Annotated in this window: 15 protein-coding genes; 7 read left to right on the forward strand and 8 right to left on the reverse strand. The window is 71.0% G+C overall.

Annotated features, from left to right (window positions below):
• Nucleotides 1-119 precede the first annotated feature (119 nt).
• The 3 genes from OG440_RS36390 to OG440_RS36400 all read left to right on the forward strand — a co-directional run bounded on the left by OG440_RS36390 (nucleotide 120) and on the right by OG440_RS36400 (nucleotide 1,717).
• Nucleotides 120-305: a hypothetical protein gene (locus OG440_RS36390; protein ID WP_406011014.1), complete on the forward strand. Its 186-nt coding sequence runs from the start codon at nucleotides 120-122 to the stop codon at nucleotides 303-305.
• A complete protein-coding gene (locus OG440_RS36395; RefSeq protein WP_406011015.1) occupies nucleotides 302-613 on the forward strand; it encodes a type II toxin-antitoxin system PemK/MazF family toxin in 312 nt (103 codons plus the stop codon). The genes OG440_RS36390 and OG440_RS36395 overlap by 4 nt, the downstream gene beginning before the upstream one ends.
• A 375-nt stretch (nucleotides 614-988) precedes the next feature.
• Complete coding sequence (locus OG440_RS36400; protein WP_406011561.1) at nucleotides 989-1,717, forward strand: class I SAM-dependent methyltransferase; 729 nt, start codon at nucleotides 989-991, stop codon at nucleotides 1,715-1,717.
• 295 nt (nucleotides 1,718-2,012) lie between these two features.
• On the opposite strand, the gene OG440_RS36405 is transcribed toward OG440_RS36400, so the two are convergent.
• Both OG440_RS36405 and OG440_RS36410 read right to left on the reverse strand, forming a co-directional pair.
• On the reverse strand, nucleotides 2,013-2,366 hold the full coding sequence (locus OG440_RS36405) for a hypothetical protein (RefSeq protein WP_406011016.1): 354 nt from the start codon (nucleotides 2,364-2,366) through the stop codon (nucleotides 2,013-2,015).
• A 100-nt stretch (nucleotides 2,367-2,466) separates the two neighbouring features.
• On the reverse strand, nucleotides 2,467-3,234 hold the full coding sequence (locus tag OG440_RS36410; protein ID WP_406011017.1) for an SDR family oxidoreductase: 768 nt from the start codon (nucleotides 3,232-3,234) through the stop codon (nucleotides 2,467-2,469).
• A gap of 98 nt (nucleotides 3,235-3,332) precedes the next feature.
• Between OG440_RS36410 and OG440_RS36415 the strand changes: the two genes are divergently transcribed.
• Nucleotides 3,333-3,941 carry a TetR/AcrR family transcriptional regulator gene (locus OG440_RS36415; protein ID WP_406011018.1) on the forward strand — a complete coding sequence of 203 codons (609 nt, stop codon included), beginning with the start codon at nucleotides 3,333-3,335 and terminating at the stop codon, nucleotides 3,939-3,941.
• 36 nt (nucleotides 3,942-3,977) lie between these two features.
• On the opposite strand, the gene OG440_RS36420 is transcribed toward OG440_RS36415, so the two are convergent.
• From OG440_RS36420 to OG440_RS36445, 6 genes are all read right to left on the reverse strand, one after another.
• Nucleotides 3,978-4,475, reverse strand: a complete 498-nt coding sequence (locus OG440_RS36420; RefSeq protein ID WP_406011019.1) for a MarR family transcriptional regulator — start codon at nucleotides 4,473-4,475, stop codon at nucleotides 3,978-3,980.
• Nucleotides 4,476-4,541: 66 nt separating this feature from the next.
• Complete coding sequence (locus OG440_RS36425) at nucleotides 4,542-5,459, reverse strand: NADP-dependent oxidoreductase (RefSeq protein ID WP_406011020.1); 918 nt, start codon at nucleotides 5,457-5,459, stop codon at nucleotides 4,542-4,544.
• 154 nt (nucleotides 5,460-5,613) lie between these two features.
• On the reverse strand, nucleotides 5,614-6,000 hold the full coding sequence (locus OG440_RS36430) for a cupin domain-containing protein (RefSeq protein ID WP_406011021.1): 387 nt from the start codon (nucleotides 5,998-6,000) through the stop codon (nucleotides 5,614-5,616).
• Nucleotides 5,997-6,800: a cupin domain-containing protein gene (locus tag OG440_RS36435; protein ID WP_406011022.1), complete on the reverse strand. Its 804-nt coding sequence runs from the start codon at nucleotides 6,798-6,800 to the stop codon at nucleotides 5,997-5,999. Before OG440_RS36435 ends, OG440_RS36430 begins: the two co-directional genes overlap by 4 nt.
• The gene (locus OG440_RS36440) at nucleotides 6,797-8,050 is read right to left on the reverse strand and encodes a sedoheptulose 7-phosphate cyclase (protein WP_406011023.1); all 1,254 of its coding nucleotides are present in this window, start codon (nucleotides 8,048-8,050) and stop codon (nucleotides 6,797-6,799) included. Before OG440_RS36440 ends, OG440_RS36435 begins: the two co-directional genes overlap by 4 nt.
• Before the next feature lie 417 nt (nucleotides 8,051-8,467).
• Complete coding sequence (locus OG440_RS36445; RefSeq protein ID WP_406011024.1) at nucleotides 8,468-8,911, reverse strand: MarR family winged helix-turn-helix transcriptional regulator; 444 nt, start codon at nucleotides 8,909-8,911, stop codon at nucleotides 8,468-8,470.
• A gap of 426 nt (nucleotides 8,912-9,337) precedes the next feature.
• Here OG440_RS36445 and OG440_RS36450 point away from each other — a divergent pair, with 426 nt between their 5' ends.
• The 3 genes from OG440_RS36450 to OG440_RS36460 all read left to right on the forward strand — a co-directional run bounded on the left by OG440_RS36450 (nucleotide 9,338) and on the right by OG440_RS36460 (nucleotide 13,188).
• Complete coding sequence (locus OG440_RS36450) at nucleotides 9,338-10,420, forward strand: VOC family protein (protein ID WP_406011025.1); 1,083 nt, start codon at nucleotides 9,338-9,340, stop codon at nucleotides 10,418-10,420.
• A gap of 283 nt (nucleotides 10,421-10,703) precedes the next feature.
• Entirely contained in the window at nucleotides 10,704-11,306 is a 603-nt protein-coding gene (locus OG440_RS36455) for a hypothetical protein (protein WP_406011026.1), read from the forward strand.
• A 253-nt stretch (nucleotides 11,307-11,559) separates the two neighbouring features.
• On the forward strand, nucleotides 11,560-13,188 hold the full coding sequence (locus OG440_RS36460; protein WP_406011027.1) for an FAD-dependent oxidoreductase: 1,629 nt from the start codon (nucleotides 11,560-11,562) through the stop codon (nucleotides 13,186-13,188).
• The last annotated feature ends 60 nt before the right edge of the window (nucleotides 13,189-13,248 follow it).

A 13,248-nucleotide genomic window follows, 5' to 3' on the forward strand; every position in this document is an offset into this window, starting at 1 on the left:
CCCTTGTCCTGGGAGGGCTCGCACAGAGTGATCAGCTCAGGCGGCATTGACGAAGGGCACCCGGCGGGCGCTGGACCGATCACTTCCATGATGGCACCTGTGCCACTATATTTGGTGTCATGACTGCCATCACTCTGCGGATCCCCGACGCCATGGACAAAACTCTGCGTGCCGCGGCCGCCGGAGCCCCGTCGCTGAACGACTACATCGTGCGCGCAGTACGCCGGCAGATGACGCTCGACGCCGCGCGCAAGCTCTCCTCCATCGAGCCCCTCGACCTCGCAGGCGAGGGCGACGCCCTGTGATCATCCGCAAGGGTGACGTCTGGGACGTCGACACGGGCAAGGGCACGCGCACTGTCCTCGTCGTCAGTCTCGACGGCCTCGCCGAGGCCTACAACGCCGTCGTCGCCGTGGTGCTCCACGCTCCGGCCCAGCACCCCGACACGGCGATGAGTGTGCATCTGAACACCCCGGTCGACGCCTCCCTCGTGGCTGTCAATCTCCTCCAGCTCTCCGCCATCCGCTTCGAAGCGGGCACGCCTCACGGCAACATCGGCCCCGAGCAGCAAGAGCGCGTCGACAACGCCCTTCGCGCGGTCCTCGACCTGTAGCGGACGCAGCCGCCCGGGAGATCTACGTCGCCGACTTCGTACGCGCCATCCGGGCAGGGGATCAACGACCCTCTGCTGACGGCGCATGCCGACGACGAGGTATTCGCCCATGGTGCGGCCATCGCCGTGCTGAGCCAGCAGAAAAGCAGCGCTCAAGACGTCGAGCGAACCTTGGTGTAGCGGGCCAAGGGGATCGAGGTGGAATCGAAGCGGAATCCCTGCACGTCGGGCGTGGTCGAGCTCCAAACCTGTGGTGTGTCGAAGGGTTGGAGTGATTCTCTGGGGCGAGCACGTGCCCTGGGGCGTTGTCGAGTTTGGTTGGGGTGTATGGCTGTGGCCGGTTACGGGGCCCTCTCGGATGTTTATGAGTGGCTGATGCCAGAAGGGAAGCTGACTCCCGCAGGCTCTGTCGCTGCTTTCGGTGACCTGGTCAAACGGCTTCCCCCCAAAGCGCGCGTTCTCGACTGCGCGTGTGGCACCGGGCAACTCGCGGTGGGTCTGGCTGCGCTCGGCCTGGACGTGACGGCGACGGACGCGAGCGCTGCGATGGTGCGCCGGACCCGTCAACTCGCGGAGCAACATGGTGTCCCGCTGCGCACGTTGAGCGTCAGCTGGGATGAGCTGTCCGATCGTCTCGATGGGTCCCCGCCCTTCGATGTGGTCTTCTGCGTGGGCAACTCGCTCGCCCATGCCGAGGGTGCCTCTGCTCGGTTCGATGCACTCACGGCCATGTCGCGGCTCTTGAGCCGCGACGGACGCCTCGTCCTCACCTCCCGCACCTGGGAGCTCGTACGAGCGCGCGGATCTCGTCTGGACGTGGGTCATCGACTCGTCCGTCGCCAAGGACGCGATGCGGTCGTCGTCTACAACTGGCAGATCGAGCAGCGCTGGGACGAACAGCACCATCTGGAGATCGCTGTGGCGCAGGTGGCGCCGGATGGGTCGGTACTGACATGTTCCGAGAGGCTGTCGTGCTGGCCGTTCCGGCAGGAGGAGCTCGTCTCGCAGCTGCATGCGGTCGGACTTGGGGTGGAGTCCAACACCTTCGACCCGGACGCAGAAAACTACACGGTGGTCGCCGTAAAGGGAGGTGCCAGCAGCTGACCAAAGAGACAGGCCTTAGTTCAGAGAAGTGAGCAGGCCGAAGCCGAGGGCACGGGATCCCATGGTTCTGGGCATGACTGGCCTCCGCTACAGGCCCTGAGCAGAAACAGCCTACGAAGGGCGCGCCGCCCCGCTGACGCGAAAGGGGCGCCGCCCCGTTCGCGTCAGCGGCCGCCGGGCGCTCTTGCCGCGTCGCCGGCGGGAGCGTGGCTGTGCACCGCTCCGCGCCCCCGGGGCGGGGGTGGCCCGGGGGCGCGGAAGACGGAGGGCTGCGCGGCGTTCGGGTGTCAGGGCTTCAGGCGCGCAGCAGCAGCTCCAGTTCGGCCGGTCGCATGTCGGGGTCTCCGGGGGTGCTCGGCGCGTCGTCCAGTTCGAAGGCCCACCGGTGCGAAGGGGGGCAGCCGAACGTCCGCTCGGAGATGACCGGGAGGAAGAGGTCGGCGCTGTCCGCGCAGTCCCAGATCAGCGCCAGTCCCTCCCGGCCCGCCACGGGTTCGTCGATCCACTGACCGCTCCTCAGGCCGGGGTACGCGGCGGCGAGTGAGGCCGCGGCCTCCGGACCGAAGCCGGCTGCTCCGGACCGGTCCGTCCGGGCGGTGTCGGATGCGGCGCCGCGTGTCCCGTCCCACCAGGCGATGACGACGTGCATGGGGCCTCCTGTGCAGAGTGTCTGTCGTGCGCGATGTCGCGGTGTCCCCGTTGACACCCGTGCGTGGCTCCGGTTCCGGCCGGGCGGGCCGGTCACCGGGTCAGAGCTGAGAACCGCCGGTGGCGTCGACGACCTGGCCGGTCACCCAGCGCCCGTCGTCGGAGGCGAGGAAGGCGACCACGTCGGCGACGTCCTCCGGGCGTCCCACGCGGCCGAGGGCGGAGAGTTCCGCGGCCGACTGCTCGGCGGCGTCGTTGCCCCGCAGCCAGGAGGCGTTCATGTCGGTGTCGATGATGCCGGGGGCCACCGAGTTGACCGTGATGCCGCGACCGCCGAGCGACTTGGCGAGGGTCAGGGTGAAGGCGTCGATGGCCCCCTTGGTCATGGCGTAGGCGATGATGTCGGTGAGCGCTATCCGGGTCGCTCCGGAGGAGACGTTGATGATCCGGCCGCCGTTCCGCAGGCGCTTGAGCCCCTGCTGCGCGAGGAAGAACGGCGCGCGCATGTTGACCGCGACGGCCTCGTCGAACGCCTCGACGGTGGTCTCCTCGATCTCGCCGCGCGGCGTGATGCCCGCGTTGTTGACCAGGATGTCGAGGTCGGCCCCGTCGGAGTGCTCCTGGGCCTGGCGGTCGTAGGCCGCCCAAAGGGTCTCCACATCCCCGGCGACGCCCAGTTCGGCGTGGACCGCGAACGCGGCACCGCCCTGGGCGCGGATAGCGGCGACCACCTCGTCGGCGGCCGCCTGGTCACGGCCGTAGTGGACGGCGACGAGTGCGCCGTCCCGTCCGAGCCGTTCGGCGATCGCGCGCCCGATTCCCCGGCTGCCGCCCGTGACCAACGCCTTCTTACCCGTCAGCGTTCCCATGACCTTCTCTCTGCCTTCTCTCCGCTTCGGAATTCTGTAGCGATGACTACGTTTTGACTGTAGCACGAATTCCGTAGCGATCGTTGTAAAATTCCTTCATGACGACGACGAAGCGCGGGCGACCGCGGAGTTTCGACCGGGACGCGGCACTCGTCCAGGCCACGTTGCTCTTCTGGCAGCACGGCTACGAGGGCACGTCCGTCTCCGACCTGACCGCCGCCATGGGGATCTCGCCGCCGAGCCTGTACGCGGCGTTCGGGGACAAGCGCACGCTCTTCGTCGAGGTCGTCGACCGCTACGGCGACACCTTCGGCGCGTTCATGAACCAGGCGCTCGACGACGCGAGCGACACGCGCACGGGGTTCGCCGGCATGCTGGACGCGGCGGCGGTGTCCTACACGGACCCGCACCACCCCGCCGGATGTCTGGTCATCACCGCGGCGACCAACTACTCCACCCAGACGGCCGACATCAACGAGGATCTGCGTGAGCGCCGAGTGGCGAACGTGCGGTCCTTCGAGGGGCGACTGAACGCGGCCAGGGCCGGCGGTGCGCTCCCCGAGGGAACGGACACGCGAGCCCTGGCCGTGTACTTCGCCGCGGTCGTCCAGGGCATGTCCCAGCAGGCCCGGGACGGCGCCAGTACCGCGGAGCTTCAGCGGGTTGCCGAGCTCGCCATGGCCGTCTGGCCGGAGACGGCCTCCTGAGAGGCCGACGGCGAGCCCCGTCGCCCGGGTGGTCCGCTAGAGCGGTTCGTGGAGACGCGGGTGGCCGGGCGGGTCGTCCTCGCCCCGGCACAGTCGCGCCACCACGTGCGCGTACCGTTCGTCGAACCGCAACGTCCTGAAGGAGAAGTCGAGTTCGCGGTCGAGCGTCCGGCCGGCCCGGGTCCACACGTGCCGACCCGCCTCGGTGGCCGCCATCCGGCTGATCCTCCGGTCGCAGGGCCACGCCACCCTGGTCGCCCAGCCCGAGCGCTCCAGTCGCGTCAGTATCCGGCTCGCCGCCGAGGCGCTGACGCCCAGCCGCCGGGCGACGTCACCGACCGTCACCGATCCGGGGTGTTCGCAGGCCAGCACCCCGAGCGCCATCAGTGGAGCCAGACCCACACCATGACGTTGGGTCAGGGTGCGGTCCAGCTGTCCCTCCAGCCACGAGAACATCGTCGCGACCCGTTCCCACAGCCGGGCGACGTCCTCCGTGGCGGTCTCACGGCCGTCGCTGTCGTGCGGCTCAGTCACAGCTTCGTCTTCCTCGGTCTTCCGTCCGTGTCCTGCCCGTCCCGGCGGGGGCGGCCGGCGTCGCGGTCAGGGCAGCAGCAGGAGCTTGCCCCGGACGCCGCCGGCCTCCAGGAGGCGGTGCGCTTCGCCCGCCTCCTCGAAGCCCAGTTCCTTCGCGGAGCGCACGTCCAGATCGCCCCGGTCCACGAGGGCGCCGAGCGCGGCAAGTCCCTGGCCGTCCTGCTGCACGTACGAGACGGTCACGTGGACACCCCGTTCCGCCTCCGGCACCCGGGTGGGCACGACGGAGACCGCGCGTCCGCCGTCCCGTACCGCGGCGACGGCCCGGGGCAGGCCCGCCGTCTCCAGCAGACCGTCGACGGTGCCGGACGGAAGCACCGCCGCGTCCTCTCCCACCACCACACGAGCCGCGCCCAGCGCACGGGCCCGCTCGCTGTCCTCGGCCGTGCGGACATGGGCCACCACGGTCAGTCCGCGTAGCCGGGCGAGCTGCACGGTGAGCCCGCCGACCGAGCCGACGGCACCGGTGACCAGCAGCGTGGCGCCCTCGGGGAGAGCGAGGGCGTCGAGTGCCTGCCACGCGGTGAGGCCGGCCAGCGGCAGTGCCGCGGCGGCGGTCAGCGGGACGGATGCGGGTGCCGGGGCCACGATGCCGGCGGGCAGGGCGACGGTCTCGGCGTAGGTCCCACGGCCGGTGGCCATCTGGGCGGACATCGCCACGACCCGGTCGCCTGCGCTGAAGCCGGTGACCTGGTCGCCCACCGCGGTGACCGTGCCCGCCACGTCCCAGCCGAGGATCATCGGCGGGTGGAACGCGCCGTGCGCGCTGTGCAGACCGGCGCGGGTCTGGAGGTCGACGGGATTGACCGCGGCCGCGGCGGTGCGGACGAGAACGCCGTCCGGGTCCGGGACGGCCGGTTCCGGGAGGTCGGAGACCACCAACTGCTCGGGACCGCCGTACGTCGTGAGGACTACCGCACGCATGATGCTCGCTTTCGGGGTTCGAGGTTCGGGGTCCGGGGGCCGGCCGGGTCTCGCCGCCGGACGGGAGCGGCCCCGACCGGATTGCCACCGGATCGGGGCCGCGAGGGACTGAAGGAGAGGGGCTGAAGGAGAGCGGGCCGAGGGAGGGGGCCGGTCAGGACCGGAGCAGCTCGGGAACGCGGGGTGGCAGCCGGTCGGTGACGGCGGCGGCCAGGGTCCGCACGCTGATCAGTCGCACCGGGTCGGACCCCGCCGTGAGGCGTGCCGCGCAGCCGTGTGGGAACAGCACCAACTGCCCTGCTCCGAGGCTGTGTTCACCGGACGCGGCGCTCACGCCGAGCTCGCCCTCGAGCACCAGGACGGCCTCCTCCACCCCGTGCCGCGGGGTCGCCGCCAGAACGGCGCCGGGCGCGAGCCGCCAGTGCTCCACCGCCTCGCACTCGCTGTGCAACATCCCCCGGCGCACCAGACACGTCCAGTCGGCTTCCGCGGCGGTGTCCACGGCCGTGCGAACCGCCTCACCCGTCGTGGTGATGATCACAACGCCTCCGCGGAGAGCCGGGGCAGCGCCAGTGTGACGACCAGCAGCCGCAGCGGAGTGCGCGCCTCGAAGCGGGTGAGCGTGCCCGCGCCCAGGGTGACGCAGGTGTCCGATACGAGGTCCGCCGCGGCGCCGTCGGCGCCCGTGGCCCGGCCCTCGCCGCTGTGCACGAACACCGCGAGTTCCGCGTCGGCCCTGCCCAGGGTGGTGCGCTGACCGGTGTCGAGGTCGACCGCGTCTATCTGGCGCAGGGGGCCGGTGAAGACACCGTCGGTGGAGACGGTGCGCTCCTTGAAGAGATCATGGATCACTGCGTCGCCCATGGCGGGTACTCCCATTGTGAGATCGGCTCCGGACAGGACCGCGTCGGTGCCGGGCGAGAGGGTCTCGATGACCCACCAGTCGAGGTCGGCGTCCCCCGTGTTGCGCAGTCCGTGCACGTTTCCGGGCGCGGTCAGGGCCATTGAGCCGGGTCCGACGCGATGGGTTACGCCGTTGAACAGGAACTCCCCGTGTCCGTTCAGGATCAGGTAGATCTCCTCGGTACGGGTGTGGCGGTGTTCGCCGCTCAGTCCGCCCGGAGGGATGGAGGCCCACTCGACGGCCTCGGTGGGGGAGTCGAGCTGACGGCGGCCCGCGAAGCACTTCCAGTGCGTGCGCCCGGCGGCGCCGTGGACACCGTGGACGGTCGCGGCGCCCGCCACGGTCCCGATCGAACGGAAGGCGTGCCGACGGGAGTCGGGCGGGGCCGCCGCCCGGACGTCGGCCTCACCGTGCCGGGTGCCGGGGGCGGTCGTCACCGGGACACACCCGCCACCAGCCCCGCGAGGGCCTTTGCCGCCGCCCCGAGTTCGGCCTCGGTGACGTCGTTGACGAAGACCGCGCTGCCGATGCCGACCGGCAGTGGCAGCCGCTGCTTTCCGTCACGGTGCCGGACGGTGTCCCGCAGAGCCTCGCCGAGCCGCTCCGGGGTGCACAGCGGGTGCCAGGCCGGCAGGCCGAGCCGTGCCATCACGTCGAGGATGCGGTCCCGCTGGTAGGCGCTGACGAGTCCGCGGTGCTCGGCCATCACGGTGGTCAGAGCCATGTCGATGGCCACGGCTTCGCCGTGCAGCAGGGCGGGAAGGGCGTGCATCTCGATGGTGGGGCTGAAGGTGTGGCCGTAGTCGACGACCCGTTCCAGCACCTTCTCCCAGAGGTTGGGCTGGAGTTCCTCCAACATGCCCTGGATTGCGCGCTCGACGACCTCGGTCGCGGGGTCGAGGTGCAGCCCGCGGGCCGCCAGACGCTGGTCGACCGGGACGTCGGCCGGGGTGGGGCCGCTGGCCGCCGCGCTCTGCAGCTTGGTGTGCAGGATGTCGGCGCCGTGCTGCTCCAGGAGGTCGAACAGGCGGGCGTCCTTGATCAGGGCGATCTTGAGGATCTCGGCCAGACCGTTGCTGATGTGCCGTTCGTCGAGCGTGGCCAGGAACGAGCGGTCGAGCAGCGTGCGGTCCGCCGGGAAGTAGGTGCCGAGCCGGTTCTTGTGCCCGTTGTGGTTGACGCCGGTCTTGGCGCCGACTCCGGCGTCCACCAGGCCGATCAGGGTGGTGGGGATGCGGATGAACGGCGTGGAGCGGCGGTACAGGCTGGCGGCGAAACCGACGATGTCCATGAGGACGCCACCGCCGATGGCGATGACGGGCTCACGCCGACGGTCGACGCCGAACGCGTCGAGGGCCTCGGTGACCTTGAGTACGGCCCCGACCGACTTGTGCGTCTCACCGTCGTCCAGGACCAGCACCTGGTGGTCGACACCGTGGTGTTCGAAGTAGGCGCGGATACGTTCGCCGTAGAGGGAGTCGACCACGCGGTCGGTGACGACGAAGCGACGTCGTCCAGTGCCCGGGGCGTCCTCGAGGATGGTGGAGTTCCCGGGATCGAGCAGGTTCTCACAGGCGCGTATCTCGTACTGGACCGGGTTGCTGGTCTTGACCGACCAGTGGGTGACCGGGCTCCCCACCGCGAAGAGACCGTCGTTGTTCCGTGTGGTCTGCGTTTCTTGCTGCATCAGGCTTCCGCCTCCGACGAAGAGTTCTCGGTTCGGGTTCGTCGCGAATCTGGGCGGGGCAGTGTGTTCTGGTGTCCGCGCGGCGAAGCCCTCCGGGCCGCCTGCGCGAGATCCGGCCACTGCACCGTGGCCTGCCCCCCGTCGCCGTCACCGACCCTGACACAGAGTTCATTGCGCACGCAAGGATTAGTCGGCTCCGGCCAGTTGATATCCGGCCAGGAAAGGTCTGTCGAGCCGCGATGCATCAGCGGTGAACTGGTCTTTTCCGGAACGGAAAACAGATCGGGATGGCCGGAAGCATGCAGCTAGTGCTTGCCGTCGCAAGAAACCCGTCGCTCGGAACGCGCCGCCCGAGCGGCCGGACGGCGAAGTGCCCCCTGCCGGCCTTCGGCAGGGGGCGTGATGAAGCCGGACGGCTCAGCGGTCGCGGGTCGGGGCGTAGCGCAGCCTGGCGACGACCGAACTGGTCCTGCTGTCCATGGACGCGACTTCCAGCGCCATGCCGACCTCGCGGCGGAAGAGATTTCCTATGTCCGCGACCATGGTCCGGCCGGCCTCCGTGACCCGCACGACCACGCCTCTGCGATCCGTCGCGTGAGCCTCCCTCTCGACCAGCCCGCGGCCCTCCAGCCGCTGGACGGCGCGCGTGGCCGAGGACTGGTTGAGGCCGAGGAGCTGGGCGAGTTCGCTCATCCGGATGCCGGCCGGGTCGCCGTTGCTCAGCGCGCGCAGGGAGAGGAAGTCCGTGAGGCCCAGCTCGAAGTCCTCGGAGAGTCGCCGGTCCAGTGCGGTACCGACTTCCGCGACGAGAACGGACAGTTGACTCCACAGCTCGACGCTGTCTTCCTTGCGCGTTCGCATGATGTCGCCTTCTTCAGGGTGCTCGAAGGATCATCCCGCCGCCGAAAAGCCCTTCCGGGCGCCTTGCGGGGGGAGGAGGAGGTGCGCCACGTCCCATGGCGGCCGAGCCGTACCCAGAGTACGAGGCACCGGCAGCCAAGGAAACCCTCCCGCACGCAGGCTTTTTCATGTCTGCACATGGAGACGCATGACTCCATGACTCGGTGACCGTTCGGCGGTTCACCTTCGATCCGTATCAGTGCAGGTCGGACGGGGTGAATCGCATAGCGTTCCCCCGTGTGAGCGGAGAGATACTCCTTGCGCACGCAATGACATTCCCCTACTGTCGCCATCGGTCCGGCACCTGGTCACGATCAGGTGCCGGAGTTCGAGCATTCGTGTGCCGCGCGGTGCCCGGCACCGAGCGCACTCGTCCAAGGGGGAATCGTGCTCAACCTATCCACGGCGGCCTCGTCCACGCCGGTGCTCACCGGTCTGCCCACCGCGCGGGCCGTGGACCACTACGCCTTCACCGTCCCGGACCTCGACGAGGCCATCGCCTTCTTCACCGGCGTGCTGGGCGGCGAACTCTGTTACCGGGAGGGCCCGGTCGAGGACGCCGACGGCGACTGGATGACCCGGAAGCTGGGCGTCCACGCACGGGCGCGGGCCCAGGTCGCCCTGGTCCGGCTCGGACCGTACAGCAATCTGGAACTCTTCGAGTACACCGCGCCGGGGCAGATCACCTCGCCGCCCGGCCCGAACGACGTCGGCGGTCATCACCTGGCCCTGATGGTCGCGGACTTGGACACGGCGGAGGAGCATCTGCGCCGGTCGGCCACCGTCCGGCTCGGCCCGGCGGACGGCTTCGCCGGGACCAGGCGATGGTTTCTGACGCCGTGGGGCATGCTGCTCTCGCTGCGCGGTCCGGGCCGACGGGACGACTGTGGCTTCGTACCTGCGGCGACGCCGTACACGGACGCCGGGTCCAACACCGTGGAGCGTTCACTGGGCCTGCTCGGCGTGGAGCACGTGAGTTACACCGTCGCCGATCTCGCCGCCGCCACCGCCTTCTTCACGGACGTCCTCGGAGCGGAACCGGTGGAGAGCGCGCAGCGCCCGGCGGACCGGCCGGGCGGGCACTGGCCGCCCGGTGCCGAGCAATCCCGCAGGACACTGCTGCGCACCGGTCCCACCGCCAACTGCGAACTGATCCAGAGCGGAACAGGCGCCCTGCGGACACGCCCCCCGCGCAACAGCGACGTCGGCGGCCATCACCTGGCCATCTACGTCGACGACGTGGACGCGGCCGCCGCCTATCTGCGCGAGCAGGAGGGCGTGGCGCTGATGGGCGAGCCGGAGACGATCACGCGGGGTCCGATCGCCGGCGACCGCTGGCTCTACTTCAGCACCCCGATCGGCATCCAGATGGAGATCATCAACATGCCGGACGGCTCCCTGCCGTACGAGGCGCTCACCTCGGCACGCCGCGCGACGCCCGGTGACCTGCGCTGGCACGACCGCCCCTGACCGAAGGCGTGTTCCCGTCCGGCAACGGGTCCTGTCCGGCGCGCCCGACCACACACCGGCACACGTCGCACCGGCCTCCACGCACCCACGCACACCTCGAGAACACTCGACCATCCACCCAGGGGGAATCCGCATGGGACCGCTCGCACCGTTACCCACCCGCCCGCCCGGGCCGTCGTTCAGAGCGGCGGCCGACGTGGCGCTCTGGCTCGACTGCCGACGCACACTCCCGGAGGCGGTCGCCCCGTCTCGGGCCGAAGCCCGGCCGACAGTCCGTGACCTGTTGCCACCGGTCGTCGAGGGCGCGCCGGCCGGCCGCCTGAGCGCGAACGGCACGGTCGTCGCCGGTCCCGCGCACGGGCCCGCCGCATTCCGACGTCTGATGCGCGAGCTGCTCGCGCAGGCCTCGGCCGCGCCCGCCCCCGGCCCGGAGGGCCGCCCCGTCGCCGTCGAGTACTCCGTCCCGGCCGTCGACGCCCTGGTCAACGCCGGCCTGGACCGGATGGGCGGCTGCGAGGCCAAGGCCATGCGGTTCCGCGCCGGCATCGCCGGAGCCCACCTCCTGTACGACATGCTGCGACGCGACCTGCGTTCCCCGGGCTGGACCCGCGCCGTGGCGCGCGGCATCCCGGCGCCGTACCTGCTGTGGTCCACCACGCCCGGCGCAGGCCCCGACCAGGGCGCGGAGTACGCGGAGCGGTGCCTGTTCCCCGGGACGGCCGTGGCGCTCTCGCCCGAGGCCCTGCGGACGTTCGTGGAGCGCGGTGCCGTCACCGGACCCACCGCGCTCGACCTCGTGGAGGCGCGTCGCGTCGTCCGCATCCTCGACTGGTTCGGCATCCGCCTCGACACACTCGCCGGCGGCCAGGCCCCGACGACCGGCTGACACCACCGGAACGCGCCCGCCCCCCCCGCCCCGCGCACCCCGCGCACCCGCGCGGCCGCGGCGATCGGGCGCGCCCTCCGCTCCTACGTCGTCCCACCATTCCAAGGACTCACCCATGTCTTCCTTCATGTCTTCACCCATGTCCTCGCCCGCCGGACCCCCCGCCCCTCCCTCCGCCCGCACACCGTCCGACGCGACCGACAGGGCCCCGGCTCCGGCCGCCCCCGCGCGGCGCGCCGGTACACCCACCACCGTGCGAAAGCCCCTGCACCGGCGGCGGACGTTCCTGTCCGGCACGGCCGTCGCGGGTGGCGCCCTCGCGGTCGGTGCCGCCGGAATCGGTCCCGCCACCGCGGCCGCCACGGCGAGCCGCGCGGACGCTCCCGCGGCGGTGCCCGCCGTCACCGTAGGTCCCTCGGACCGGCGCTACGCGGACCTTCGGCGCGGCACCAACCAGCGCTGGGTCGGCAGCCCCGACCGGATCGTCCTGGCCACCTCCACCGGTGACGTCGTACGGGCGGTGCAGCAGGCGGTCGACTCCGGCCGGCGGCTGGCCGTACGCAGCGGCGGCCACTGCTACGAGGACTTCACCACCAGCCGGGAGATCGCGGTCGTCCTGGACCTGTCCCGCATGGACGACATCTCCTACGACGCACGGCGCCGGGCGTTCTCCGTGCAGCCCGGCGCCGCCCTCGGCCGGGTCTACGACCGCCTCTACAAGGGCTGGGGCGTCTACCTCCCGGCCGGCAACTGCCCCACCGTCGCGGCGGGCGGGCACATCCAGGGCGGGGGCTACGGCTCCATGAGCCGGCGGGACGGGCTCGCGGTCGACCACCTGTACGGCATCGAGATCGTGGTCGTGCAGGCGGACGGCGTCGCCCGCGCCGTCACCGCCACGCGCGAGCCCGACGACCCCCACCGCGAGCTGTGGTGGGCCCACACGGGAGGCGGCGGCGGCAACTTCGGCGTGGTGACCCGCTACTGGCTGCGCTCCCACGACGCCGAGGGCGACGATCCGACCGCACAACTGCCCACCCCGCCGCGCGAGGTGTGGCTGAGCGAGGTGGCCTGGCCGTGGGAGCAGCTGACCGAGGCCCGCTTCAGTCGGCTGATGTGGAACCACGGCGAGTGGCACACCCACAACAGCGCCCCCGACTCCCCGTACACCGCGCTGTTCAGCCAGCTCAAGCCGTTCCACAAGTCGAACGGAGCGGTGGTGCTCGACTCGCTGGTCGACGCCGGTGCCCCCGGCGCCGAGCGCATGCTCCAGAACTACATATCCGAGGTCGGTTCCGGTCTCGGCGTCCAGCCCGAGGTCCGCCAGTACCGGCGGGTGCCCTGGCTGCACGCCACCCAGTGGCCCGGTTTCACCGGCCCGGATCCCACGGTCAGGTTCAAGGGCAAGTCGGTGTACGCGCGGCGCACGTACACGGACGTCCAGATCACCGCGGCCCACCACCACCTGACCCGCGACGACTTCCACAACCCGAGCGCGCTGCTCATGATCGCGTCGTACGGGGGCGCGGTGAACCGTGTCGCCTCCGCCGACACCGCCGTGCCGCAGCGGGACTCCGTTCTCAAGTACCAGGTCGTCTCCCTGTGGAACGACGCGGCGGACGACGACGCCAACATCGCCTGGGTCCGGGAGTGCTACCGCGACATGTTCGCCGCCACCGGCGGTGTGCCGGTGCCGAACGAGACCAACGACGGATGCTTCGTCAACTACGCCGACGTCGACCTCGGTGACCCCCGGTGGAACACCTCCGGCGTGCCGTGGCACGACCTCTACTACAAGAACGGCTACCGGCGGCTCCAGAAGGCCAAGGCCGCCTGGGATCCCACCGGCCTGTTCCGGCACGCCCAGTCGATCCGGCCCGCCTGATCACGTCGGCCGGCGGGCGCCACCAGGCCGCCCGCCGGCGCCCCGCGCACCCGCCGGCGC

The organism is Streptomyces sp. NBC_00637 (assembly GCF_045161545.1).
In the GTDB taxonomy this organism is placed as follows: domain Bacteria; phylum Actinomycetota; class Actinomycetes; order Streptomycetales; family Streptomycetaceae; genus Streptomyces.

Bases quoted from the DNA above. Each gene is read 5' to 3' on its own strand.
- OG440_RS36425 (WP_406011020.1), bottom strand. From the start codon at position 5,459: ATGCGTGCGGTAGTCCTCACGACGTACGGCGGTCCCGAGCAGTTGGTG.
- OG440_RS36400 (WP_406011561.1), top strand. From the start codon at position 989: ATGCCAGAAGGGAAGCTGACTCCCGCAGGCTCTGTCGCTGCTTTCGGT.
- OG440_RS36415 (WP_406011018.1), top strand. From the start codon at position 3,333: ATGACGACGACGAAGCGCGGGCGACCGCGGAGTTTCGACCGGGACGCG.
- OG440_RS36405 (WP_406011016.1), bottom strand. From the start codon at position 2,366: ATGCACGTCGTCATCGCCTGGTGGGACGGGACACGCGGCGCCGCATCC.
- OG440_RS36410 (WP_406011017.1), bottom strand. From the start codon at position 3,234: ATGGGAACGCTGACGGGTAAGAAGGCGTTGGTCACGGGCGGCAGCCGG.
- OG440_RS36440 (WP_406011023.1), bottom strand. From the start codon at position 8,050: ATGCAGCAAGAAACGCAGACCACACGGAACAACGACGGTCTCTTCGCG.
- OG440_RS36445 (WP_406011024.1), bottom strand. From the start codon at position 8,911: ATGCGAACGCGCAAGGAAGACAGCGTCGAGCTGTGGAGTCAACTGTCC.
- OG440_RS36390 (WP_406011014.1), top strand. From the start codon at position 120: ATGACTGCCATCACTCTGCGGATCCCCGACGCCATGGACAAAACTCTG.